Source organism: Enterococcus sp. DIV2453a (genome assembly GCF_050533535.1).
Classification (GTDB): domain Bacteria; phylum Bacillota; class Bacilli; order Lactobacillales; family Enterococcaceae; genus Enterococcus; species Enterococcus faecalis.
The window spans coordinates 340,159-365,789 of sequence record NZ_CP172899.1; the positions used below are offsets into that span (position 1 = coordinate 340,159).

Here is a 25,631-nt window from a genome sequence, read left to right on the forward strand (position 1 = left end):
CTCCTCTTTTTAAAACTTAAGATAACCTACAACGAGTTAACTTTTTAGCTTTCTGCTCCACTTGCTCCAACGCTGGTCTAAACGTTCTTTTGACCAACACTGTTTAACAAAGAATTTTATTTTATTGTTCTTTTAACCATTTTTCTAGTTGTAAACGTTGCACTTTCATAGTAGCTGTGTGAGGGATTTCGTCAAAAGCCATAATGATAGGTTCGTTTAAATGTGGTAAATCGGCTACTTGTGTCCACCAAGCGTCCCAATCCATTTCTTCCCCAGGGACAACCGCTAAAATTGGCTGAGGTTCATTTTCTTTGCCACGGACAATAATCACTTCTTCTAAGAAATCTAATGCATCCAATAAATGATCTTCAATAGCTAAATTACTGTCGATGTTTTCAATTAGATCTACTTGGCGATCTTTCAAGAATAAGTGGCCGCGTTCATCTAACATTCCGTAATCGCCGCTGTCCCACCATTCGCCGTAGACATTTTCTGCAAAGCGGGCATCTTCTTTGTAATATGTTAAGGCCCGTCCTTTTGATAAGAATTGGATATGGCCGTCCGTCATCGCAGGTAAAACTTGTCCTTTTTCATCAGTAATTCGAGCTTGTGTTAAATCCTCTAAACCAACGCCCATGTCACGAGCATCTGAATCTTTTAGAGATTCTAAAGTATGCGCTCGTAAGATCATTGGCCCGCATTCACTTTGTCCATAAACTTGTAGGAAAATTGGTTCATTGGCAGCAGATGCTTTTAAGAAAGCCACCATTGTAGCGTTGTTAATTGCATCAAAAGTAGAATGATAATAATGGACACTAGCGAAAGCTTCAGGTTTTTCTTTGGCCAAACGAACCCATTGAACGAAGTTATTGGGGTGTGTTTCTACAGCGATTGGTTGATAGGTGCTGAACATTTCAGCGACTTTTTCGCTCGAAGCATTTGCTAAAGGCATCATAGGGAAGCCCATGGCCATTAAAGAAGACACGCCAATGTTAAAACGAGAATGAACTGGCGAAATATGAAAGCCAACTAATTTCTTTTCAGCAATTTTTGTAAAAATGGTTTTTTGCCATTTTGTACGCCAACCCATAGAGTGATTGGAATGACAGATAAGTTTAGGAATACCTGTTGTTCCAGAGGTGTGGGTCATGTAGGCAATTTCGTCTTTAGTCAGTTCGTCTTGAGGAACTTCCGTGGCATCAGCTTCTAAAAGAGAAGCAACCGAAAGTTTTTTATTGGCAGAGCTATTACGAACAGCTTGAACTTTTTCAGCAGTCACATCATCAAATAAAATATAAGGATCTTCTAAACGATCAACGAATACTTCAATTGTTTCAAAAGGTAAATGGTATGAAACCATTACAGGAACGGCTGCTAGATATGAGGCTGCAACAGCTAGTAAATACGTGTCGAATTTAGGACTTTTATAAATAATAATTTTGTCGCCTTTTTTTACACCTAAAGCGGCTAATTGATATGCCCGTTTCAAAATTTCTTGATGGCTTTCACCATAAGTTGTTTCTAAGCCAAGTGCAGGAAAAGCAGGCAAAGATTCATCAAAAATAATTGGAACAGTTGGTGTTTTTTCTGCGGCTTCTTGATAGTTTGTGTAGAGGTTTAATGGTTGATAATCAAGTAAGTGTGTCAAGGGAAAGTCTCCTTTGTAAAATAGTTTGTGTACAAATGTACAAGTTCACTTTATCCTATCATAGAATGGGTTCTTTTTCTACGTCAAAAATACAACGTTAAATGTTATTTTTTATTATTCACAAGCACAACGTTTGCTGTATCTGACAAAGTTTCCTACAATAATTATGTAAGTAACAAGTTCTCAGAAGTGTAAAACTTTACAAAGGAGAGGAATTTACATGAAAAAAATCTATGAAACAACTATCATTAATACGGGTGGACGTGCAGGAGAAGTTCACTCACCGGATAAATCATTTTCTTATGCGGTTGCTTCGCCAGGTGTCAAGAAAGAAAATACAACAAATCCAGAACAATTATTCGCAGCGGCTTACAGTGCTTGCTTTAACGGTGCATTAGAATTAGTGATGGATCAAGAAAAAGTCGAAGGTAAAAGTACAGTAACTGCACGTGTTTCCTTATTCCAAGGAGAAGATGGATTTAGCGTTGGTGCTGAATTAGAAGTTCATATTGATGGGGTAGATCAAGCTAAAGCAGAAGAACTTGTTAAAAAAGCCCACGAAATTTGCCCATATTCTAAAGCAACAAGAAATAATATAGATGTTAAATTAACAGTGATTTAATTAAAAAAGAAGCGCTTTGTCTATACGACAAAGCGCTTCTTTTTTAGATAACAGTCCACAAATTATACATATTTAACAAAATAACTAAAAAAACAACTAAACTATAAATTTGGGCGACCCGTTGTTGAGATAATTTTTTACTGAAAAGACCGCCAACATAACCACCGAATAAAGCGGCAGGAATAATAGCCCAAAGCATTGTCAAATCAAAAACCGCAAACCCTGTGGTCAAGCCGATATTGCCAAGTTTGGCGAGTTGGGAGAAAAAAATAGTAATGATGGAATAAACAGTTGCTGATTTGATATCCATTCCAAAAAAGAGAATAAGGCAAGCTACATTAATGGGACCGCCACCGATGCCTAAAAAGGTTGATAGAATCCCTAAGCCTAATCCGATAATCAGAAAAATGCTCAATCCGTTGAGGTGTAAGTGCCAGTTGGAAAATTGATTGTAGAGAAGAACCAAAACCAAGGTCAGCAACATGATGATATATTGGATTAGTTGTACTTTTTCTTCATTTGGCGCTAGTGCAATCGCCTGATTAAGAAGTAAATCACCTAACATGCCGCCGACTAAGGAACCAAACGAAATACTCGCGGCTTTTTTCCATTCAATTTGGACACCATTTTGATACTGTTTATAAGTCGAAGAAATGGACATGACAAAAACAGCGACACTTGAATAGAACGCAATACTATTTAACGAATGGAACCCAAGAAAATCCAAAACAGGCTTAATAATGACGCCTCCACCCATCCCAGAGAGCGCCCCAACTGTATTGGATAGAAAAATAGTTATGAAATAAATCAGCAAAACCCGCACATAATCACTCCTAAACCGTTTTCTTTTAGTATAGCACAAAAATTATATAAGAAATGTAATTTCATTTAAAAATATTTTTAAAAAGAACTTGAAATGATATTTCTTTAATGGTATTCTACAAATACAAAAAAGAAAACGCATTCAAGGAGGATGAGAAAGCATGACAGTATCGATTGGTATTATTTTGATTTTATGTCTTTACACAGTTGTTGGTGTACTTGACCAAATTTCTATTCAGATTGGTCCATATACACCATTGTTTGCTGCAACGTTTACTGGCCTGGTCTTAGGGGATGTTCAAACAGGTTTGATGATTGGGGCAACGCTTCAATTGATGACATTAGGTGTAGCGACTTATGGAGGAGCAACAGTCCCAGACTTTCTTTCGGGGGCCATTATGGGAACGGCTTATGCAATCATTTCAGGGAAAGGGGCAGAGTATGGTATCGGAGTTGCGGTTCCGATTGGGTTATTATTAACACAACTAGATATTTTAGGCAGAATGGCTAATACGTTTTTCCAACACAAAGCAGATCGCTATGCGGAAGAAGGCAATTATAAAGGGGTCGAGCGCTGCAATGTTTTAGGAATTTTTCCTTGGACGATTTCTCGTGTCATCCCAGTTTTTATTGGCCTAGCTTTTGGTGAACAAGTTGTAAACGCTATCAACAATTGGATTCCTATTTGGGTGATGAATGGGCTAAAAGCAGCAGGCGCTATTTTACCAGCGATGGGGATTGCTATTTTAATGCGTTACTTACCAATTAAAACATACTGGCCCTATTTTATTATTGGGTTCGTGTTACTTGCTTATGGGGCCCAATTCTTCTCAGTTTTAGGTGTCGCACTGGTTGGCTTGGCTTTAGCAGCGATTTATGTGATGAATCATAACAAAGGCGGCGCAGCTACAACAAGTGGCACGGTTATTTACGAAGATGATGAGGAGGTTGAGATTGATGACTAACAAATTAACAAAAAAGGATATTAATAAAGTTTACGTCCGTAATCTTTTTGGCTATCAGTGGGGCTGGAACTATGAAAAAATGCAAGGACTTGGTTACGCTTGGGTGATGATGCCTGCATTAAAGCGACTATACAGTGAAGATCCAGTAGCTATGAAGAAAGCCTTGAAGACACATCTTGGCTTTATGAATACAACGCCAGCCATGTCGCATTTAATTGTCGGAGCTGATATGGCTTTGGAAGAAGAAGTCGGCATTGAAGATGAAACGGCCATTACTGGCTTGAAAACAGGTCTAATGGGTCCGTTTGCTGGTGTTGGTGATACCATTTTTATCGCGATTTATCGTGCGATTGTTTTTTCGATTGCAGCTTACATGGCGCAAGGGGGCCAGGTTGTTGGGTTACTGATCCCGTTAATTGCCGGAGCAGTGGTCCTATGGGTTCGCTATAAATTCACTTGGATTGGTTACCATCAAGGGAAAAAAATTGCGACAGAATTTGCGGATAAAATGAAATTGTTTACGCAAGGTGCAGCTATTTTAGGGTTAACGGTGGTCGGCGGTTTGATTCCTTCGGTAATTACTTACAAATTAGATTTAACTTATAAAATGGGAGATGTAACATTATCTGTTCAAGAAATGTTGGATAAAATTTTACCCGCATTAATTCCTTTAGGGATTGTTCTTTTATCCTATTGGTTACTAGGGAAAAAGAAAATGAATTCAACACGGCTAATCTTTGTTTTAATTTTAATTGGCATGGTTTTAGGCAATTTACAACCAATGTTGGCTTGGGTTGGCGGTTTATTTTAAAAAAATAGTATATAATAGGAGAGATTTATTATGACAATTGTACATGCAAGAGTAGATGAGCGTTTAATTCACGGACAAGTTGCAACCGTTTGGACGAATACGGTTGGCGCACAAAGAATCATGGTAGTAAATGATGCCGCTGTCAAAGATCAATTACAAATTGGTGCCTTAAAAATGGCTAAGCCTGCAGGAGTTAAATTATCCATTTTATCGAAACGTAAAGCGATTGAAAAAATTTTAGCAGGCAATTATGATGAAGAGAAAGTCTTTTTAATTACGAAAGACATTGCAGACATGGCGGCTTTAATTGATGGCGGTGTTCCGTTGCAGAGCTTCAATGTCGGCAATATTTCTCAAAAAGAAGGCAGTCGAGCAATTAAAAAATCTGTTGCATTAACCGATGAAGATATTCAAACCGTTCGTCGTTTAACAGATAATGGGGTGACTATTACCGCACAGATGATCCCTTCTGAACCAAACGAAGTAATTTTAACTTTCATAAAATAGAAATGGAGATGAGAAGATGGAGCCAATCCGTTCAATCAGACAAAAATATAAGGACTTTTCCAAAGTAAATAAGAGAATCGCAGACTATATACTGAAGGATCCGACCCGTCTTCTCTCATTAACAGCAAACGAAATTGCTAGCAATAGCGAAACTTCTCCAGCATCAGTTACCCGTTTTTCTAAACAATTAGGGTTTGACAGCTGGGAAGAGTTAAAACTATCCATTGCAGCGGTACAAGCTGCCAGTAACGGTAAAAAAGATATTGATCCAATTGTAGCGGCGGATGATTCGGTGGATACTATTTGTATGAAAGTGGAATCTTTATTAAATGCTACGATTGAGGATTTATTTTATACAGTGGATAAACAAGCCTTGGAACGAGCAATCGCGCATGTTAAAAAAGCGGAAAAAATTCATTTGGTTGGAATTGGTGCCTCTTCTTTAACGACTTATAATCTTTATCACAAGTTTAACCGCGCTGGTCGCCAAGCGATTTTTAATTATGATAGTCACATGATGTTGGAGTTTTTAAATTATGCAACGGCACAAGACATTTTGATCACGGTCTCCTATAGTGGTTTGACAAAAGAAGCCTTAATCGCCTGTGAAATTGCCAAAAATAGAGGCGCAACGGTTATTTTTATTACCAGTAACGATGGAGAAAACGTGCGATCATTGAGCGATGAAGTTCTTTTAGTCCCCAATAATGAGCACCTCATTCGAGTTGGGGCTATTTCATCGATTGCTTCGTCAATGGCAATTGGCGATGTTCTGTATTTAGGTTCAATTCAAGATGATTTAGACACAGAAATCGAACGAAATATGATTGAAACGAGTCAACTTGTCAGCCGTCTAAAAGAGAAGTAGGGGTGTGCAAGCAAATGAACTTAGAAGGATTAACGACAGAAGCCAGAAATGAAGCGACTAAAAAGATTGACCAAGTGTCAACATTAGAAATGGTGACTTTAATAAATCAAGAAGACCAAAAGGTAGCGCAAGCAATTGAAAAGGTGCTTCCGCAGATTGCTACAGCAATTGATGCAGCGGCAGAACGATTTAAAAAAGGGGGCCGTTTAATCTATTGTGGTGCAGGAACGTCTGGACGTTTGGGTGCTTTGGATGCGATTGAATTAACGCCCACATATAGTGTGTCGCCAGAACGCGCATTTGGTATTTTAGCTGGTGGTGAAAAAGCAATGTATCAAGCAATTGAAGGCGCTGAAGACTCGAAAGAATTAGCTATCGAAGATTTAACGCAACATCAATTGACCGCCCGAGATGTTGTAATTGCGATTGCTGCTAGCGGTCGGACACCATATGCTGTTTCCGCAATTGAATACGGAAAAAAAGTGGGCGCTCTAACCATCTCCGTGACCTGTAATAATCAAAGTCCGATGAATCAATTGGCGGAAATTGGGATTGCGCCAATTGTCGGACCGGAAGTCATTACAGGGTCAACTAGAATGAAAGCGGGTTCAGCACAGAAAATGGTGTTAAATATGTTTTCAACAGGGATTATGGTTAAAGTAGGGAATATCTATCAAAATTTGATGGTCAACGTACAACCAACGAACGAAAAATTAATTCAACGTGCCACGAATATCATTAAAGAAGCAGCAGAAATCGAGGAATCGCAAGCCAAAGAATACTTGGAGGCAGCGCAGCTAGAAGTGGCACCAGCCATTGTAATGGCGAAAGCCCACGTTGATTTTCAAAAAGCCAAACAACTATTAGCAGAACATGACGGACGGATTTCAGAAGTTTTAGCATAGAAGTGGTGAACAATGAATCAAATCGCAATTCAAGAAACAATTCAGAGACTGATTAATCAGCAAGTCGTTCCGGGTGTCGCTTGGGGGACGATCACAGAAGATAGCTTATCAGAACAGTATACGGGCTTTTTAGGTAATACTGGTCCATTTGCAAGACAAAAGATTTCATCAGCTAGCCTGTATGATTTAGCGTCCTTAACGAAAGTTATTGGGACAACAAATCGAATGTTACAATTAATCGATACAAATCAGCTTGCTTTTTCAACCACTGTGGGGGAAATCCTACCTGATTATCAAGGACTATCTTGTTCGATTGGGGAGCTTCTACTGCATCAGAGCGGACTGCCAGCTGATGTTGCCGATAAGAAAAATGTCACAAAAAAAAGCTTGCAAGAAATCATTTTGACGCATTCGTTATCTGAACGAGGAAAAACCATTTATTCTGATTTAGGGTATTACTTATTGGGAGAAATTATTCAAGTATTGGATCGCTGCTCATTAGAAGAGAGTTTTCAAACATACGTATTTCAACCAATGAACCTACAGCATACAAGTTTTACGGTCAGCGATTTTGCCCAGGCAGTGCCCACAGAGATTACAAAACAACGCGGCGTTATTCAGGGAGTGGTCCACGATTCGAAAGCCTATCAACTAAAAGCGCCAATCGGCAGTGCAGGTTTATTTGCAACTTTACCAGATTTACTCACTTTTGTTCAGTGTTTTATGAACAATCGCTACCCGTCTGGCAAACCATTATTTTCTGAAAAAATGTTCGATACTCTCTGGTCTATGAACCAAGGGGGACGTACATTTGGTTGGGAAGTGAAAAAGACGCAAGCCGGGGCAGACTATTTGTATCATACTGGCTTTACTGGAACGGCGATTGGTATGAAAAAAGAGACCAAAGAAGCCCTAATTTTGTTGACGAATCGGATTCATCCCACTCGTGAAGAACGTGGTTTTCTGAAAGCACGAACAAAAATTTATCAGCAGTATTTTTAGGAGGATATGATGAAACCAAAATTAATTTTAATGAGCCATGGACGGATGGCAGAAGAAACCTTAGCTTCTACTCAAATGATTGTCGGGGAATTAGCAGATGCTGCGATTGTGTCAATGACCGCAGAAGATGGCTTGAGCGGCACGCAAGCAAAACTGGCAGCAATCTTAAAAGAAGCTGGCGATGTCCCGACGCTTGTATTAGCTGATTTAAAAGGAGGAACACCTTGTAATGTGGCTATGATGGCCATGGGCACTTATCCGCAATTGCGAGTAGTCGCTGGACTTAATTTAGCAATGGCAATTGAAGCAGCCGTCTCACCTGTGGAAAATGTGGATGAATTAGCTGCATATTTAACGCAAATTGGCCAATCTGCGGTGACTACGATTGACTTACCTGAATTAACAGATGAAGAAGAATTTGAAGAATAGGAAAGAGGTCGGGACGGAACCGTTTAGCTCCGAGAAATAAGAAGGAATTTCCGAAAATTGCTTTTTAATTTTTGGAGAATTTCGGCTTATTTCCGAAGGAGTTGGTTCTGTTCCCGCCGTTTATCAGGTTTTGAGCCTGGAACAAAAATCCAAAGTGATTTTTGTCCCAGGCTCTTTTTTTAAGAACCAGGGATATTCCGCGGTTCGTTTTTGGTTGTGACAAAGAAAAAGAATAGACTCAGTAAAATAACTAGGATGCCATCGTTAAACATCGGATTTACGAAGTTTAAAATAGCACTTAAGATAACTGGCACGGTAGCACAATACGTAATAATTTTTAAACAATCAATCAAACGTAAAGAATAAAAACGTAATTTTGAATAGAGAGATGCACCGATAGCGGCAATCAGTAAGTCTAAAACTAAACCGATTAGAACAGGGTAGATAGCCACTAAAAAGACAATGAGTTTTGTCCACCAAGGGATTGCTGCTTCGCTTAGCGCAGTCTTGATACTCTGAGCGTTAACGCCATCTAAGGTTCCTTTACTATAGGGGAAGATAAATTGGTCGGTGCCTAGAATTGATTCAGTTGCGCCTGAATTTGGTAAGGCGACTACAAATTCATCTTGTAAAAAAGCCAAACCAAACGCATTACCAATTAAATCTTTTTGGACATCAGCGGCTGTACGCTTTCCATCTGGATCAAACGTAAAAATAATCGAGTCGGTTTGATAAATAAAGCCAGATTCTTTGGCCTTTGTTTGCAACGTGCCATTTTCAATAGAAAAGTCAGGCAACTTTTCTGCAATTTTTTGGCCATCTTGTTGCACCTCTTGTAGTACAGAAAAGACTTGTTTGGTAATAGGTAGTGCTAAAATAGCACTTAAAAAAACAGCATAGAGAATTACTTTCCAAAACGCCATTTTTTTCGCATGCCGTAATTCTGAAACTGAAAAAAAGGCCTGCTTAAATAATTGCAATGTATTCATTTATTTACTCCTCACATCGTTCTTCTACAGGTCATTCTAGCGAATTTATGAGGGAAACACAAGGTAATCTCCCTCTTTTGTAAAACTTTTCTTTTGGCAAGCAAACTATTTTGTAGAAAGCGGTTCACTCTGTTATCATAATAGTTGTATGAAAGACGTATGTTACATACTAAAAAATAGGGGGATTTAAAAAATGACTTACACATTACCAGAATTACCATATGCTTATGATGCATTAGAACCTTACATTGACGTGGAAACAATGCACTTACACCATGATAAACACCACAACACTTATGTGACTAACTTAAACGCAGCGATTGAAAAACATCCAGAATTAGGCGAAAAATCTGTAGAAGACTTAATTTCAGATATGAATGCTATTCCTGAAGATATCCGTACAGCCGTGCGTAACAATGGTGGCGGTCACGCAAACCATACATTCTTCTGGGAAATTATGGCACCAAATGCTGGTGGACAACCAACTGGCGCTATTAAAGAAGCAATCGATGAAACATTTGGTAGCTTTGATGAAATGAAAGCTGCTTTCAAAACAGCTGCAACTGGCCGCTTTGGTTCAGGTTGGGCTTGGTTAGTTGTGAATAACGGTAAATTAGAAATCACTTCAACACCAAACCAAGATTCACCATTAATGGATGGTCAAACACCTGTTTTAGGTCTTGACGTTTGGGAACATGCGTATTACTTAAAATATAAAAACGTTCGTCCAGATTACATTGAAGCATTCTGGAACGTTGTTAACTGGGATAAAGTAAACGAACTTTTTGCAGCAGCAAAATAAGTTTGCCAATTGTGAAGGAAAGAGTCAAATGACGGCTGTCATTTGACTCTTTCCTTTTACAAATCAAGGGTCGAAATAGTTGTTCGTTTATGGCATACTAAAGTAAGTAGGGAAAGATAACGGATACATAAAGAAGGAGCTAAAAAAATGAATGTTATGATGCAAAAAGTACACGGGTCAGAAAATGATTTCTTTTTATTGGATGAAACACAGTTTGAGCGTTCTTTAACCGCTGAGGAAATTGAGCAATTGCGCATCCAGTTATGTTCACGGGAAACAGGATTATTGGCGGGAGCAGATGGGTTACTTTTGGTAGGAGAAGGGACTCACGGCACGTCCAATGCTAGAATGCGAGTGATTAACAGCGATGGTAGTGAAGCAAGCATGTGCGGGAACGGCTTGCGTACGGTTGCCCGTTATTTAGCTGAAAAAAACCAAGAAAAATCATTTACAGTTGAAACAATGTTTGCAGATTTGAAAGTACGTCAAGCCCCCAATTTAGCTGAAGAAGTAGCGACTTACCAAGTGGAAATTTCGCCAGTAAGTTTTGAAGCAGTCACTATCCCAATGCATTTAGGGGTCCAAACATTAATTGATGAAATCGTACCAGCATTATCTAAAACCATTCGCTTTACAGCGGTAGCAGTGCCTAATCCGCACCTTGTAGCATTTGTGGATCACGAAACCTTAAATGGTCCAGAATTTGAACGAATCGCTACCTATGTAAATAATGAAAATCCATATTTTCCGGAAGGGATAAATGTGAGTTTTGTTGAAATTCTTGGCAAAAATCAACTATTTGTTCGAACGTATGAACGTGGTGTAGGTTTTACAAGTGCTTGTGGGACAGCTATGTGCGCAAGTAGTTTACTTTATACGTTATTGAAAGATGGTGTTTTTTATGAAGAAATAACCGTCAAAAATGCTGGAGGTATGGTGAAAACAGTCGTCCACGAAACGTCAGATGGCAGTTATTGGATGGAATTAATTGGGAATGCCACGATTACGCATTTGATTGAAGGATCACTGACTGATTTACTAAATGGTGCATTTGAGAAAATAACTATCACTGAAACGAATGAACAAAAACATTATCAAGAATTTCTGCAAACACTTTCTCAAAAATAACAATTGTTCCTTGGTAAAGCGCTCTTTTATTTTACAATTGTGTTAAGTTCTTGTTCCAAAAAATAAAAAATATTGCTTGAATAAGCAAACTATGAGAAAATAAAGGGCATGAATTAAGAATTATTCTTAGATAAACGAGGAAGTGTCTTATGAAACTATGGAAAAAAGTAGTACTGGGCTTCTTGAGCGTCTTGCTAGTGGTAGTAGCTGGGGTATGTGCTTACGGGATTAAGATGTATTCAGATGCCAATTCAACAATTAATGGGATCTATCAATCAGTTAACCGTAAGTCCAATAAAGGAGCCACGGCCAATATTGATGCGCAAGAACCATTCTCTGTTCTTTTAATGGGGATTGACACAGGCGATTTAGGCCGAACAGAACAAGGTCGTTCAGATACTACAATGGTTGTAACCATCAACCCGAAAGAAAACAAGTCCACAATGATCAGTTTGGATAGAGATATTCTAACAGATATTGTTGGAAATGACACACAAGACAAATTGAACCATGCCTATGCATTTGGTGGCGCCGAAATGGCGATTAATACAGTCCAAGAATTACTGGATATTCCCATCCATCACTATGTATCCATCAATATGAAAGGGTTAAAAGACCTGATTGATGCGGTAGGCGGTATTGAAGTAGATAATACGATTGGTGAATTTACGTTGGACGGTATTACTGTTCCAGCAGGTAAAATCAAGTTAGATGGCACGACAGGTTTGGCATATGCGCGGATGCGTCACGAAGATCCTGAAGGAGATGTGGGTCGTCAACGCCGCCAACGAGAAGTTGTTGAGAAAATTGTGCGCAAAGTCATGAGTTTTGACGGTGTTTCAAAATATCGAAAAATTCTTGATGCTGTTGAAGCCAACGTAAAAACAGACTTAACTTGGGATGACATGATGGACATCCAATCAAAATATTTATCTGCCTTTAAAACAATTGACTCTGAACAATTACAAGGATACAGTGCAACCATTGATGATATTTATTATCAAGTCCTAGATCCAAATAGCTTATACAAAACACAAACAACGCTTAGAAAACAACTTGGTTTAAAAGAACATGCTTCTGAACGTGAAAAAGATTTAGCCTTTTATAATCAGTTTAGCTATGCTGTTACAGATACTGCACTGATTGGTGAATCTGGTGATTCAAGTGCCAATAGCTCTACTAGTTCGAGTAGCACAGCGGACACCACAGCCGGTCAAACAGAATACAACGGCAATACGCAACAAGCAGCAGAAGGAGCCTATGATCCGAATACGTACGTTGACCCAAATACGTACACAGATCCAAACGCTTATGCTGATCCAAATACGTATGTGGATCCCAACGCACCACAATATTAATCTGTTAAACAAGCTCGAAAACTTCTATTTCTGATGGAAATAGAAGTTTTTTTCTTTTATTCTAGAAATTTTTTTCAGAAGGTGTTATAATTGGACTATACCAAAATAAACCGTAAGGAGCGTGTCAAAATGCAAATTATCCGTGTAGCAAATGCAGAAGAAGGCGGCAAAAAAGCGTTTGAATTAATTAAAGAAGGTATGAACAATGGTGCGAAAGTTTTAGGCTTAGCAACAGGTAGTACACCAGAAACATTATATAAAGAAATGACAGCAAGTGATGTCGACTTTACAGAAATGACTTCTGTAAACTTAGATGAATATGTTGGTTTAGGTGGCGAAGATGAGCAAAGTTACCGTTATTTCATGAACAAACACTTATTTGACAAAAAACCATTTAAAGAAACATTTGTACCAAATGGTAAAGCAGAAGATTTAGATGCTGCTTCCGCAGAATATGAAAAAATTATCGATGCACATCCAGTAGATATCCAAATCTTAGGTATTGGTCAAAATGGACACATTGGTTTCAACGAACCAGGCACACCTCTAGATAGCTTAACACATGTCGTTGAGTTGACTGAATCAACAATCAACGCAAACAAACGTTATTTTGACAAAGTAGAAGATGTCCCAACACGTGCTGTTTCTATGGGGATTGGCTCAATCATGAAAGGTAAAAAAATGATTTTAATGGCTTATGGCGAAGCAAAAGCAGAGGCCATTAAAGGAATGATTGACGGACCAGTAACAACAGACATGCCAGCAAGTGCATTACAAAACCATCAAGATGTTGTTGTAATCATTGATGATGCAGCTGCAAGTAAATTATAATCGTTGATTAAAAAGAACTTGAAACATAAGGATTTCCTTATGTTTCAAGTTCTTTTTTTGTTATACTGGAAGTAATAGAAGAAGAGGTGAAAAGGATGTTACAGCTAACAATTCCAGAAATTATTTTACGGTTAGTCCTAGCGATGGTGATGGGTGGCGCAATTGGTTTTGAAAGACAATATAAGAATCGCCCAGCAGGGATGCGCACTCACATTTTAGTTTGTATGGGCGCGGCTATTATTGCGTTAATTCAGTCGCAAATTGCAATCAATGCATTGAAAGATGCGTTAGCTAATCCGGCTTTGACGGGGGTCATTCGTTCAGATCAAGCAAGATTGATCGCACAAGTTGTAAGTGGAATCGGCTTTTTAGGTGCTGGAACCATCATTGTAACGAAACAAAGTGTCACAGGATTGACGACAGCCGCGTCGCTATGGACCGTTGCTGGTTTAGGGATTGCGGTGGGCATGGGCTACTATACGATTGCCTTAACAAGTTTTATCGGTGTATTATTTGCCTTAACCATTGTCAAACGAATTATTCACGTACCAACAATCAAAAAATTAGAAATTCGCTATCAACATAAACAAGAAACCAAAGAATTTATTAATCAGTATTTTGAAGAAAAACATATTGAAATTTATGATGTGAACTTCAATGTTTCTTGGGTGGATGATACAAAAATCTATACGAATATCTATACTATTGATTTGCCTAAAGGCCTAACGTATGCCGATGTTATCGAAGACCTATCTGTTTCAAATAATGTAACAAAATTACGATTGATTAATGTGTAGAAACATCTATTTATAATTAATGACAACCGCTATAAGTTAAAATGCTTATGGCGGTTTTCTTCTAGGACCTAGGACTGATTTTTTAAGTTTAATATTTCAAAAAGATTACAAAAGAGTTATGATTGTATTACGAGTTAGAAAGAAAGGTGATAAGTAAGATGAATAAAAAAAATAAATTTCTTAGTATTATTGTTGTTGTCGTTGTGATTATTGGTGCATTTGTGATGAAAGCTTATAATCAATTGATTACTTTAGATAATAAAGTCGAAGCAGAATGGTCACAAGTAGAGAATGTAATGCAAAGACGTGCTGATTTAATTCCGAATCTTGTCAGTAGTGTTCAAGGCAGTATGACTCAAGAAAAAGAAGTTTTAAAAGAAATAACGGAAGCACGTAAAGCATACGCAGGAGCAAAATCTTCTTCTGAAAAAGGGCAAGCAAATGAGCAAATTGAAAAAGGATTAGGTAATTTTGTTACAGTATTGAATGAAGATTACCCAAAGTTAGCTTCTTCTGAAAATGTCAAAACCTTAATGACTCAATTAGAAGGATCTGAAAATCGAATTTCTGTTGAACGCCGTAACTATATACAAGCTGTTGAAACATATAACCAACAGATTTCAAAATTCCCTGATAAAATAATTGCAAAACTTTTAGGATTTGAGAAGAAAACTAACTATGTTGCGACAGAGCAGGGAAAAGAAGTGCCACAAGTAAAATTTAAATAAAAAAATTATAGAAAATTTGGGTTAAAAAGAAAGAAGTGAGGAAGGTTGGATAAAAAAGTCGAAAAAATTCAAGAAAAAGTTCGTTTGTTTTATAAAAAGCATCAGCGGAATACAACGATTGTTGTGGTAATTAGTTTAAGTATGATTTTAATATTAGGAATGGCTGCTTGGCATGAAGGAAAGGGAATCTCCTATGAAGCAAAACAAACTGCACTGAGAGAGAAGCAACAAGTCTTACAAAAAAAGAGAGACGATATTTTAGCAGGGAAAATGACTGAAGCGTCAACCCAGACAACAATAAATAACTTTTCTAAACAAGAAATAACTGGTGAAAATGAATTAGTGACAATTACTGGAACGAATGGGCAGTTGAACATTAATGATGCTAATATCTATGTTTCAGATAATGCAGGTATTGTCTCAAATCAACTTAAACAGAAAATGTTTCAATTGAATCAACAATTGTTGGAAAATGCGAATGGCGCACAATTTATGCTTATTACCGTTCCTGCGTTACCTAGTGGGGAATCTGTTGAATCTTACAGCAATAAGATTGCTAATCAATTAGGTGTAGGGGATCGTGAAAAAAATAATGGTGTGGTTTTTCTAATGGCAATTGAGGATCGCGAGTCTCGCTTGGAAGTTGGATATGGCTTAGAGAGTATTTTAACGGATAGCTATGCGGATGATATTATTAATAATGAAGAAGTAAAAGAGGCTTTTAGAGACGAGGATTATAATACAGGTCTCAATAAAATTATTGATCAAGTATCGGCTGCAATCAATTCAAAAACCGCACAAGTGGATAATGAATTAACAAATATACAAGCAGAGTTAAACACTAACACAACGAAAAGAAATGTTCTTTTAATGGCAAGTATTGCTGGGATGCTCATTTGTGCTGTTTATATTTTACAAATTTTAAGAACAAGAAAACTTGTTAAAAAAATGTATCAAGATTATTTGAATTGTTTACCAACAAAGGCTGTCCTAAATAACTCAGAACAGACAAAGAAAGTATTAAATAAGATGAAAAAGACTTCTTTTTATTGTTTATATCTTAATGGAGCAACGTTATTTGCCACAAAAGGGAAAATAAGACGTGCCACTAAGCGTGGTTCTTTACTAAGTATATATCCAAATGCAAAAAAACAATCTTTTGGGCGTTTATTAGTAGGAGATACTTTATATAGTTATGATGGTAGTGTTTTGACGTATGCTTATTTAAACTCACAATACAATCCGTCTAATCATAGTAGTTCTGGTAGCAGCAGTGGTGGTTCATTCGGTGGCGGCTCATTCGGCGGTGGCGGTGCCTCTGGAAGTTGGTAAAATAAAAAGCTAGAAACGTTAATCGTTTCTAGCTTTTTGCTATTTATCTAAACCGTAAAGATAGTCATCATCTTTCATGGCTTCAACTGTTCCTAGTAAATAGCCATTTCCTACTTGAGAGAAGAAGTCATGGTTGCTAGTTCCTGTCGAAATACCATTCATTACAATCGGGTTCACATCATTGGCTGTATCCGCAAATAAGGGATCCATACCTAAGTTCATTAAAGCTTTGTTGGCGTTGTAACGTAAAAAGGTTTTTACTTCTTCGGTCCAACCTAAGTCATCATATAATTCTTCTGTATAACGTTCTTCGTTTTCGTACAATTCGTAAAGTAAATTATACATCCAGTCTTTTAGTTTATCTTGCTCATCTTCTGGTAATTCATTAAATCCTAATTGGAATTTATAGCCAATATACGTGCCGTGCACTGATTCATCACGGATAATCAATTTAATAATTTCAGCGACGTTCGCTAGTTTATTGTTTCCTAAATAGTAAAGGGGAGTGTAGAACCCAGAATAGAATAAAAACGTTTCTAAAAATACACTAGCAATTTTTTTCTCTAACGGAGTACCGTTTTTATAAATTTCGTTAATCCGTTCTGCTTTATATTGCAGATGTTTGTTGGTATTTGTCCACTCAAAAATATCATCAATCTCTTTTTTTGTATTTAATGTACTGAAGATAGAAGAATAACTTTTGGCATGGACAGATTCCATGAATTGGATGTTATTTAAGACGGCTTCTTCATGAGGCGTCCGCACATCATTTCTCAGTTGATCCATGCCGCTTTCTGATTGAACAGTATCTAATAAAGTTAAACCGCCGAAAACGTAGCCGACAGTAGTTTTTTCTAAATCGGAAAGAGTCCGCCAATCATCTAAGTCATTGGATAACGGAATCCGTGTATCTAACCAAAATTGTTCGGTTAATTTTTCCCAAGTGGATTTATCAATGACGTCTTCAATGGCGTTCCAGTTAATTGCTTCATAATACGTTGCCATGGTTATTCCTCCTGTATGCTGGGACAGCAGTCTATTTGACTAGTTGTCTCGTTTCTTCGCTTAAAACGTTCTACAGAGTCCAAATAGGAGCGTGCAGCCGTTCTTCTTTGTCCAGTATATCTGAAAATGTCCTGTTTAAAAAGAGAACATTCCTAAAAAATAAGACGCTCAAGCAGAACGCCTTATTTAAGTGCTTTTCATTAAATCACGCAAGACTCACATTGATTGCTGCCAATTTCTTCAGCATCATCTGTAAATGTACGAATATAGTAAATTGATTTAATCCCTTTGTTGAACGCATAATGACGTAAAATGTTCAAGTCACGGGTTGTTTGTTTTGGTGTTTCTTTCCATTCATACAAGCCTTCAGGGATTTCTGAACGCATAAACAAGGTTAAACTCATTCCTTGATCAACGTGTTGTTGCGCTGTTGCGTAGACATCAATCACTTTGCGCATATCCATATCGTAAGCAGAAGTATAGTAAGGGATTGTATCATTCGCTAAATAAGGCGCTGGATAGTAAATCTTACCAATTTTCTTCTCTTGACGTTCTTCAATCATGCGAGTAATTGGATGAATGCTGGCACTAGTATCATTAATATATGAAATTGAACCATTTGGCGCTACGGCTAAACGATTTTGATGATAAAGACCATCTTTTTTCACAGCATCGCGTAACGCAGCCCAATCTTCAGCTGTTGGAATCTGAATGTCTTTGAAGATTTCTTTCACTTTATCAAATTTTGGTGTAAAGTTGCCTTCAATATATTTATCGAAGTAAGCACCAGAAGCATAATCTGATTTTTCAAAATTGTGGAAGACTTGGTTACGTTCTCTCGCAATTTGGTTACTTTCCATTAAAGTCCAGTAATTTAATAACATGAAATAAATGTCTGTAAAGTCTAGTGATTCTTCAGAGCCGTATTCCATATGATTTTTAGCGAAGAAGGTGTGTAAGCCCATTGCGCCTAGTCCGATTGTATGGCTTAAACGATTTCCATTTTGGATAGTTGGCACGACATCAATTTCAGAAGCATCTGTTACAAAAGTTAACGCACGCGTCATAGCGCGGACAGATTTTCCAAAGTCAGGACTTTCCATTAAATTAACAATGTTAGTTGAACCTAAGTTACAACTAATATCTGTTCCTAAAACTTCATATTCTTGTTTCCCATTAATAACAGAAGGCGTTTGAACTTGAAGAATTTCAGAACATAAGTTACTCATGATAATCTTGCCATCAATCGGATTGTTTTTGTTAGCTGTATCAATATTGATGATATAAGGATAGCCAGATTCTTGTTGTAATTTAGAAATTTCATTTTCTAAGTCACGGGCTTTAATTTTACGTTTACGTATGTTTGGATTGGCCACTAGGTTATCATATTCTTTGGTGATATCTACATAGGAATAAGGCACACCATATTCGCGTTCCACACTATAAGGACTAAATAAATACATATCTTCGTTGTTACGTGTTAATTCGTAAAATTTATCAGGAACAATAACACCCAGAGACAACGTTTTTACACGGATTTTTTCATCAGCGTTTTCTTTTTTAGCAGATAGGAACATTTCAATATCTGGATGGAAGACGTTTAGATAGACCACACCAGCACCTTGACGTTGACCTAGTTGGTTAGAGTAGCTAAAGCTATCTTCAAATAATTTCATAACAGGGACAACACCACTTGCTGCGCCATCGTAACCTTTGATTGGTGCGCCCGCTTCACGTAAGTTGGAAAGAGTAATCCCTACGCCACCGCCGATTCGTGATAATTGAAGGGCAGAATTAATTGAACGCCCAATGCTGTTCATATCATCTGTTACTTGAACTAAGAAACAAGAAACCAATTCACCTCGACGTTTACGCCCAGCGTTTAAGAAAGAAGGTGTGGCTGGTTGATACCGTTGATGGATCATTTCATCCGCCAATGTTAAAGCCAACTCTTCATCGCCATCCGCAAAATACAAGGCATTAAAGGCAACCCGATCTTCATATGTTTCTAAATACTCTGTTCCGGCGTTGTTCTTTAAAGCGTATTGAGAATAAAATTTATAAGCCGCCATGAAAGACTTGAATTGGAAATGTTGTTCATCTAAGAAAGCATACAATTTTTCAATAAAGTCCATTGAATATTTTTCGATGAATTCAGTTTCAATAAAATCTTCTTTCATTAAAAAGTTGATTTTTTCTTCAGCAGAGCTGAATTTACGTGTATTCGGTTCTACATTTTCTTTAAAGAAGGCTGCGAGTGCTTCTTTATCTTTATTTAAAGGGATTTGACCATCAACAGGACGGTTAATCTCGTTATTCAGTTTGAAATAGCTGACATCTCTAATTTCTTTTAGACTCAATTTCTTCCACTACTTTCTTAAAGGTCTCCACGTCTTCGTCTGTTCCGCTAAACTCAAAGGAGTATAGAAGCGGAACGTGGTAATCGCGGGCAATATCTTTGGCGGTATAGACAAATAATTCAGCAAAATTACGGTTGCCCCCACCAGCTACACCAACTAACAGTTCTTGGTTACTTTTATAATCAAGAAAGTCATTCACTACCTCTGTAATTTCTGCATCATAGGTAGGAATGACAAGAATAAAAGGCTCATTTATTTCAAAAAAAGGATTCGCTGGCTCAAGTTCATAAGCAGGCAAATCCAATTTTTTAATAAAGCGCCTTGTTTGACCGGTGACTGAAAAATAAACAAGTTTCATCTTAGCTAGCCAATTGTTTTAATTGGTCTGGACGGAAGCCAACAACGGTTGTTGCTTCAGATGTGATTACCGGTACGCTTTGGAACCCTTGTTCTTTTAACCAGTCGATAGCATCTGGTTGTGCGTCGATATTGATTTCTTCAAAAGCGATGTTATTTTCACTTAGGAAACGTTTCGCCATTTTACATTGGATACAGTTATTTTTTGAAAAGATTTTTACGTTCATTGAAAGTTCCTCCTCTTTTTTTCTACATAGACTAGTATAAATCTATGTAGAAAAAAGTCAACACTTTAACACTATATATTGTGGTGCGTTTTTCTCATAATACTAGTTTTTGTGTTTTTGAAAGAAAAATGAAAACACGTGAATCCTCGTTTTTGGGAGAAAAAACACATTGGTCAGTGTTTGACAAACAAAAAAATTAAAATTTTGAAAGAGAACATTTAGTGAAAAAACACTAAATATTGTGTTGACATTTGAGTTAGGCACAAGAAGAAAAAATAAGCGGATTTGTTATTGAATGAGTGGAATTTTATAGTAGCTAGTAACATAAAAAACAAGAGCTGACTTTTTTCAAAAATGGTAACCTGAAAAAAGTGTCTCTATATAGAAGGAAAATAGAAGAAAACAGGAGATACATCCAGAAATTCATTGACTTTCCGTGTAAGCAAGCGTATTCTTTTAATTGAGAACGATTCTCATTTTCGTTTGAAACTTTTTCACATGGAGGAAAGTAAATGATTACGTTAGCGCAGGCAGAAGTTGGGAAAGTCTATACAGTCGAAAGCGTCCAAGCAGATGTTCAGACAAAGAAACATCTGAACAATTTAGGTGTCGTTGCAGGCCAAGCAGTTGTCCTTGTCAATTATCAAAATCAAAATGGTATTGTTTTATTACATAATAGTCGAATTGCGCTGACAGATACGATTTTACAAGCGATTCATGTGGAGGAGCGCTCGGCGAATGAGAAAGTTTGGGTCTCCTTAGATACCTTGAAAGTTGGAGAGCGCGCTACAATAGTAGGGATCCACGGACAAGGAGCGGTGAAACGTCGGTTGATGGACATGGGCTTAACAAAAGGAACAGTAATTTTTATTCGCAAAGTAGCTCCTTTAGCTGATCCAATTGAAATCAATGTACGTGGCTACGAACTAACGTTACGAAAAAGTGAAGCGGAACTAATCTTGGTTGAAAAGGAGGAAAGCGAATGACTCAGCAAATTGCACTAGCCGGCAACCCTAATAGCGGTAAAACGACAACGTTCAATATGTTAACAGGAGCCAACCAATATGTTGGAAACTGGCCAGGGGTGACTGTGGAACGCAAAGAGGGGGTGGCAAAGAAAGATAAGACACTCATTATTCAAGATTTGCCAGGGATTTACTCTCTTTCTCCTTATACGCCTGAAGAAATTGTGGCACGAGATTATCTTTTGGAGGACCAACCTTCAGTGATTTTGAATATTCTCGATGTGACCAATTTGGAACGGAATCTTTATTTAACAACACAATTAATTGAAACTGGATTACCGGTTGTTTGTGCGTTAAATATGATGGATTTGTTGGAAAAAAACGGCCAAACATTGAATAGTGAAAAGTTAAGTTATGGCTTAGGCGTGCCTGTCGTTGAGATTAGTGCTTTGAAGAATCGTGGGTTGGATCATGCTTTAAAACAAAGTAAGCAGCGAGCGAATGCCATAGAGACAGAGGTTATTTATCCTTCTTATGATAATCGCTTAGAAGCAGCACTTGCTGAAATTGTTGATATTTTAGGAAATACTGTTCCTGAAACGCAACAGCGTTGGTATAGTTTAAAACTTTTTGAACGAGATGTTCGAACCAAAGAGCAATTATTATTGAGTTCTTTTCAAGAAAAAGAAATTGAAGAAGTCATACAAATTACCGAAAAAATCTTTCAAGATGAAAGTGAAGCCATTATCATTAATGAACGCTATGCCTTTATTGCTCGATTAATTGCTTTGTGTGCGACGAAAAAAACAGAAATGACATTTACTCACAGTGATAAGATTGACCGAGTGGTAACCAATCGGTGGTTGGCGTTGCCAATCTTTGCGTTTGTGATGTGGTTGGTCTATTACTTGTCTATTCAAACGGTTGGTACAATGGGGACAGACTGGTTAAACGATGTCTTTTTTGGGGAATGGGTTCCTCAATTTGTGGGAAATTGGTTGGCGCAATGGCAAGTAGCGCCATGGATGCAAAGTTTAATTTTAGATGGGATCATTGCAGGTGTTGGGGCTGTGTTAGGATTTTTACCACAACTGGCCGTCCTGTTTTTATGTTTAGGTTTTTTAGAAGATTGTGGCTATATGGCACGGATTGCCTTTGTCATGGATCGCTTGTTTCGGAAATTCGGCCTATCTGGTAAGTCGTTTATTCCAATGTTAATTGCGACAGGTTGTGGGGTCCCAGGCGTGATGGCTAGTCGAACGATTGAAAACGAACGCGATCGGCGAATGACTATTATGGTCACGACTTTTATGCCATGTTCGGCGAAGTTGCCAATTATCGCTCTGATTGCAGGTGCATTTTTTCCTAACCAAAGTTGGGTCTCGCCCTCTGCTTATTTCTTAGGGGTTGCTTCCATTGTGTTGTCAGGGATTGCTTTAAAAAAGACCAAGCATTTTTCGGGAGATCCAGCACCATTTATTATGGAACTTCCCGCCTATCATTTGCCACAGCTTAGAAGTGTGGTTCGGCATGCCTATGAACGATGTCGCTCATTTGTAAAAAAAGCAGGAACGATTATTTTTGTTTCCAGTATTCTCATTTGGTTCATGTCACATTATTCTGTGACGTTTCAACCCGTTCCAGAAAGTCAAAGTATTCTAGCATTTCTAGGTAAAGGGTTGGCGGTGCTATTTATCCCATTAGGCTGGGGTAATTGGCAAGGGGCAGTTGCCACAATTACAGGATTGATAGCGAAAGAAAATATTATTGGTACCTTAGGCATTTTATTTGGCAATGTGAAAGATGTTTCTGAAAACGGGGTAGAAGTCTGGGGCGCACTGCAACACACCTTTACGCCAGTCGCGGCCTATTCGTTCTTAACTTTTAACTTATTATGTGCACCTTGTTTTGCTGCAATTGGCGCAATTCGTCGTGAAATGGGAGACCTCAAATGGACATTAGGAGCCATTGGTTATCAATGCGGTTTGGCTTATATGGTTAGTTTTGTGATTTATCAATTGGGCCATGTGTTATTCGAAAAAGGCACACTAACTCTGGGGACTTTTTTAGCGATGGGTGTTGTTTTAGCTGGCTTTTATTTCCTTATAAGAAAACCAAAGCCAGGCAAAGAAAGTGTCCAAGCAATCACTTCTTTAGAAAGAGGGTAATAACGGATGGCAACAATTATTTTATCCATTTTAATTTTTGGAACAGCAGGAATCATCACCTATCGACGAATCAAAAAAGGGGAAAGTTGTGAAGATTGTCAAACAGCTTGTCCTGTAAAAAAAGAACAATCTTCACAAGAATAACAACTGAAAAAAATTCCCTCTTGTATAAATAATAGCGGAGTGCTACAATATTGAGGTAGCTGAAAAGCTATTTTATACAACGGGGGCATAGCTCAGTTGGTTAGAGCATCTGACTCTTAATCAGAGGGTCTAGGGTTCGAATCCCTATGCCCCCATTGGGTGCCAAACCCACGAGAACGGTATTCTGTCGGCGTCTTAGGACGTTTCGAAGACGGAGTACGCGTTCTCTTTTTTTGCATAAAATGTCGTGTGTCGTGAGGGATATACTAGTTAAATCATTTAAAGAATGCTACGCTTAGAAGAGAGAAAAAGTATGTTATATAAAAAAAGTTAAAAATTTTTTAGGCTAAAAAAGCGAATTTAACAAAAAGCGCACTTTTTGGTTCCTATGAAACGAAAAAGTACGTACTATACAGCATGTACGGCACGGTATATGATGATATCAGAAAACGTTAAAGGAGCGAATCAAATGATTACATCACTAGCAGATACAGTAACATTAAACAACGGCACTAAAATTCCAGGAATGGGTCTCGGGGTATTCCAAATACCAGATGAAGAGACAGCAAAAGTGGTCGAAGAAGGGATTATCAATGGTTATCGTTTAATCGATACAGCGCAAATCTATGGTAATGAATCTGGCACAGGAGCGGGAATTAAAGCAGGCTTAGCGGCAACTGGTTTGAACCGTGAGGACTTATTTGTTACCTCGAAAGTTTGGAACGCGCATATTTCCTATGATGAAACAATTCAAGCTTTCAATGATAGTTTGGAACGTTTAGGTTTAGATTATTTAGATTTGTATTTAATTCATTGGCCAGGAAATAATTCTTACAAAGAATCATGGCAAGCTTTAGAAACTTTATACGCCGAAGGAAAAGTGAAAGCAATTGGTGTCAGCAACTTCCAAGTTCATCATTTAGAAGATTTACTTTCTTATGCAAAAGTTGTTCCGGTAATTAACCAAGTGGAACTACATCCAAAATTGGATCAAAAAGAAGTGCGTAATTTCTGTGAAAAACATGATATCAAAGTCCAAGCTTGGTCACCATTGATGCAAGGCCAATTATTATCTAATGAAACCATTTTGGCGATTGCTGAGAACCATAATAAATCAGCAGCCCAAGTGATTTTACGTTGGGATATTCAACAAGATATCTTATTAGCCGTGAAATCTGTCCACAAAGAACGGATGATTAGCAATGCAGCGGTCTTTGATTTTGAACTAAGTGCAGAAGAAATGGCACAAATCAACCAATTGAATGAATCGTTACGTGTGGGACCAGATCCAGACACGTTTGATTTCTAAAAATTAACTAGGAGGAGATACAATGAGTGAAGCAGTTAAAGGTTTTTCAGTAGTCAACCACGTGGGGATTACAGTCAGTAATTTGGATGAATCAGTGAAGTTTTATGAAGCATTAACAGGAACAAAAATCGCAAATCGTGATGAAATTGGTGGAAAACGGATGGCCCAAACACAAGGGTTAGATGATACATTAATCAAGTATGCCAATGTGCATCTAGAAAACATCAATATTGATTTATTAGAATATGTTAAACCAAAATCAGAAAAAGCTTCTTATTCCAACGAACAAATTAGTGCAATGCATATGTGTTTCGAAGTGGAAGATATTGATGCAGCTGTTGCACGTTTAAGAGCGATTGGCGTAGAACCTGATGGAGAGCCGATTACATTCCAAGAAGAAGATGGCTTGAAGAGCGGTTTTGGTACAGGGGTTGCTTACTTTACCGATCCAGATGGTACAAATTTAGAATTGATTGCTCCTAAAGGTCCATTTACACGAAATTAAGTTAAAAGACTTTCAAACAAACATCAAAAAGACCCCCTCATTCTAGT

Annotated in this window: 27 protein-coding genes and 1 tRNA gene; 21 read left to right on the top strand and 7 right to left on the bottom strand. The window is 37.8% G+C overall.

The genetic code is table 11. The features are described from left to right. Window positions 1-121: 121 nt before the first annotated feature. Window positions 122-1,648 carry an AMP-binding protein gene (locus IGK03_RS01715; protein WP_002361196.1) on the bottom strand — a complete coding sequence of 509 codons (1,527 nt, stop codon included), beginning with the start codon at window positions 1,646-1,648 and terminating at the stop codon, window positions 122-124. Window positions 1,649-1,868: 220 nt separating this feature from the next. Between IGK03_RS01715 and IGK03_RS01720 the strand changes: the two genes are divergently transcribed. After that, on the top strand, window positions 1,869-2,270 hold the full coding sequence (locus IGK03_RS01720) for an organic hydroperoxide resistance protein (protein WP_002355332.1): 402 nt from the start codon (window positions 1,869-1,871) through the stop codon (window positions 2,268-2,270). 43 nt (window positions 2,271-2,313) lie between these two features. Here IGK03_RS01720 and IGK03_RS01725 read toward each other — a convergent pair whose 3' ends face one another. Next, window positions 2,314-3,084, bottom strand: coding sequence for a sulfite exporter TauE/SafE family protein (locus IGK03_RS01725; protein ID WP_202397338.1), 771 nt, complete (start codon window positions 3,082-3,084; stop codon window positions 2,314-2,316). 169 nt (window positions 3,085-3,253) lie between these two features. Here IGK03_RS01725 and IGK03_RS01730 point away from each other — a divergent pair, with 169 nt between their 5' ends. From IGK03_RS01730 to IGK03_RS01760, 7 genes are read left to right on the top strand one after another with little or no spacing between them, the layout of a single operon-like run. Next, entirely contained in the window at window positions 3,254-4,057 is an 804-nt protein-coding gene (locus tag IGK03_RS01730) for a PTS mannose/fructose/sorbose/N-acetylgalactosamine transporter subunit IIC (protein WP_002358431.1), read from the top strand. Continuing rightward, complete coding sequence (locus IGK03_RS01735) at window positions 4,050-4,868, top strand: PTS system mannose/fructose/sorbose family transporter subunit IID (RefSeq protein ID WP_002355336.1); 819 nt, start codon at window positions 4,050-4,052, stop codon at window positions 4,866-4,868. Before IGK03_RS01730 ends, IGK03_RS01735 begins: the two co-directional genes overlap by 8 nt. A gap of 30 nt (window positions 4,869-4,898) precedes the next feature. Further along, complete coding sequence (locus IGK03_RS01740; RefSeq protein WP_010775540.1) at window positions 4,899-5,375, top strand: PTS system mannose/fructose/N-acetylgalactosamine-transporter subunit IIB; 477 nt, start codon at window positions 4,899-4,901, stop codon at window positions 5,373-5,375. 16 nt (window positions 5,376-5,391) lie between these two features. Next, window positions 5,392-6,243, top strand: a complete 852-nt coding sequence (locus IGK03_RS01745; protein ID WP_002355339.1) for a MurR/RpiR family transcriptional regulator — start codon at window positions 5,392-5,394, stop codon at window positions 6,241-6,243. A 14-nt stretch (window positions 6,244-6,257) separates the two neighbouring features. Then, entirely contained in the window at window positions 6,258-7,148 is an 891-nt protein-coding gene (murQ, locus tag IGK03_RS01750) for an N-acetylmuramic acid 6-phosphate etherase (protein ID WP_177218702.1), read from the top strand. Between the two features lie 12 nt (window positions 7,149-7,160). Continuing rightward, complete coding sequence (locus tag IGK03_RS01755; RefSeq protein WP_010823409.1) at window positions 7,161-8,150, top strand: serine hydrolase domain-containing protein; 990 nt, start codon at window positions 7,161-7,163, stop codon at window positions 8,148-8,150. 9 nt (window positions 8,151-8,159) lie between these two features. Beyond that, the gene (locus tag IGK03_RS01760; protein WP_010708253.1) at window positions 8,160-8,579 is read left to right on the top strand and encodes a PTS sugar transporter subunit IIA; all 420 of its coding nucleotides are present in this window, start codon (window positions 8,160-8,162) and stop codon (window positions 8,577-8,579) included. 179 nt (window positions 8,580-8,758) lie between these two features. On the opposite strand, the gene IGK03_RS01765 is transcribed toward IGK03_RS01760, so the two are convergent. Next, window positions 8,759-9,568: a DUF1189 domain-containing protein gene (locus IGK03_RS01765; protein ID WP_002355344.1), complete on the bottom strand. Its 810-nt coding sequence runs from the start codon at window positions 9,566-9,568 to the stop codon at window positions 8,759-8,761. 193 nt (window positions 9,569-9,761) lie between these two features. Between IGK03_RS01765 and IGK03_RS01770 the strand changes: the two genes are divergently transcribed. The 7 genes from IGK03_RS01770 (at window position 9,762) to IGK03_RS01800 (ending at window position 16,544) form a co-directional block, all read left to right on the top strand. Further along, entirely contained in the window at window positions 9,762-10,370 is a 609-nt protein-coding gene (locus IGK03_RS01770) for a superoxide dismutase (protein ID WP_002361201.1), read from the top strand. Between the two features lie 147 nt (window positions 10,371-10,517). Further along, window positions 10,518-11,498, top strand: coding sequence for a diaminopimelate epimerase (gene dapF / locus IGK03_RS01775; RefSeq protein WP_002370226.1), 981 nt, complete (start codon window positions 10,518-10,520; stop codon window positions 11,496-11,498). Between the two features lie 149 nt (window positions 11,499-11,647). Then, a complete protein-coding gene (locus tag IGK03_RS01780) occupies window positions 11,648-12,856 on the top strand; it encodes an LCP family protein (RefSeq protein WP_002383706.1) in 1,209 nt (402 codons plus the stop codon). Window positions 12,857-12,985: 129 nt separating this feature from the next. Beyond that, complete coding sequence (gene nagB / locus IGK03_RS01785; protein WP_002355352.1) at window positions 12,986-13,687, top strand: glucosamine-6-phosphate deaminase; 702 nt, start codon at window positions 12,986-12,988, stop codon at window positions 13,685-13,687. Between the two features lie 95 nt (window positions 13,688-13,782). Continuing rightward, window positions 13,783-14,484 carry an MgtC/SapB family protein gene (locus IGK03_RS01790; protein ID WP_002355354.1) on the top strand — a complete coding sequence of 234 codons (702 nt, stop codon included), beginning with the start codon at window positions 13,783-13,785 and terminating at the stop codon, window positions 14,482-14,484. Window positions 14,485-14,642: 158 nt separating this feature from the next. Then, window positions 14,643-15,212 carry a LemA family protein gene (locus IGK03_RS01795; protein WP_002385314.1) on the top strand — a complete coding sequence of 190 codons (570 nt, stop codon included), beginning with the start codon at window positions 14,643-14,645 and terminating at the stop codon, window positions 15,210-15,212. A 45-nt stretch (window positions 15,213-15,257) separates the two neighbouring features. Further along, window positions 15,258-16,544: a TPM domain-containing protein gene (locus IGK03_RS01800; protein WP_016617053.1), complete on the top strand. Its 1,287-nt coding sequence runs from the start codon at window positions 15,258-15,260 to the stop codon at window positions 16,542-16,544. Window positions 16,545-16,583: 39 nt separating this feature from the next. Here IGK03_RS01800 and nrdF read toward each other — a convergent pair whose 3' ends face one another. From nrdF to IGK03_RS01820, 4 genes are all read right to left on the bottom strand, one after another. Further along, window positions 16,584-17,549: a class 1b ribonucleoside-diphosphate reductase subunit beta gene (gene nrdF, locus IGK03_RS01805; protein WP_002355357.1), complete on the bottom strand. Its 966-nt coding sequence runs from the start codon at window positions 17,547-17,549 to the stop codon at window positions 16,584-16,586. A gap of 200 nt (window positions 17,550-17,749) precedes the next feature. Next, complete coding sequence (nrdE, locus tag IGK03_RS01810; RefSeq protein WP_033625396.1) at window positions 17,750-19,909, bottom strand: class 1b ribonucleoside-diphosphate reductase subunit alpha; 2,160 nt, start codon at window positions 19,907-19,909, stop codon at window positions 17,750-17,752. Next, window positions 19,890-20,267 carry a class Ib ribonucleoside-diphosphate reductase assembly flavoprotein NrdI gene (nrdI, locus tag IGK03_RS01815; protein WP_002355359.1) on the bottom strand — a complete coding sequence of 126 codons (378 nt, stop codon included), beginning with the start codon at window positions 20,265-20,267 and terminating at the stop codon, window positions 19,890-19,892. Before nrdI ends, nrdE begins: the two co-directional genes overlap by 20 nt. A 1-nt stretch (window position 20,268) precedes the next feature. Continuing rightward, window positions 20,269-20,493, bottom strand: coding sequence for a redoxin NrdH (locus IGK03_RS01820; RefSeq protein ID WP_002355360.1), 225 nt, complete (start codon window positions 20,491-20,493; stop codon window positions 20,269-20,271). Between the two features lie 512 nt (window positions 20,494-21,005). On the opposite strand from IGK03_RS01820, the gene IGK03_RS01825 reads away from it, so the two are divergent. The 6 genes from IGK03_RS01825 (at window position 21,006) to IGK03_RS01850 (ending at window position 25,584) form a co-directional block, all read left to right on the top strand. Continuing rightward, window positions 21,006-21,479, top strand: a complete 474-nt coding sequence (locus tag IGK03_RS01825) for a ferrous iron transport protein A (RefSeq protein ID WP_002355361.1) — start codon at window positions 21,006-21,008, stop codon at window positions 21,477-21,479. Next, a complete protein-coding gene (gene feoB / locus IGK03_RS01830) occupies window positions 21,476-23,626 on the top strand; it encodes a ferrous iron transport protein B (RefSeq protein WP_002364927.1) in 2,151 nt (716 codons plus the stop codon). Before IGK03_RS01825 ends, feoB begins: the two co-directional genes overlap by 4 nt. Window positions 23,627-23,632: 6 nt before the next feature. Continuing rightward, window positions 23,633-23,770, top strand: a complete 138-nt coding sequence (locus IGK03_RS01835) for a hypothetical protein (RefSeq protein ID WP_002355364.1) — start codon at window positions 23,633-23,635, stop codon at window positions 23,768-23,770. Between the two features lie 81 nt (window positions 23,771-23,851). After that, window positions 23,852-23,925, top strand: a tRNA-Lys gene (locus tag IGK03_RS01840). A 278-nt stretch (window positions 23,926-24,203) separates the two neighbouring features. Beyond that, on the top strand, window positions 24,204-25,079 hold the full coding sequence (locus IGK03_RS01845) for an aldo/keto reductase (RefSeq protein WP_002392650.1): 876 nt from the start codon (window positions 24,204-24,206) through the stop codon (window positions 25,077-25,079). A gap of 22 nt (window positions 25,080-25,101) precedes the next feature. Continuing rightward, window positions 25,102-25,584, top strand: a complete 483-nt coding sequence (locus tag IGK03_RS01850; RefSeq protein ID WP_002355441.1) for a VOC family protein — start codon at window positions 25,102-25,104, stop codon at window positions 25,582-25,584. Window positions 25,585-25,631 lie beyond the last annotated feature (47 nt).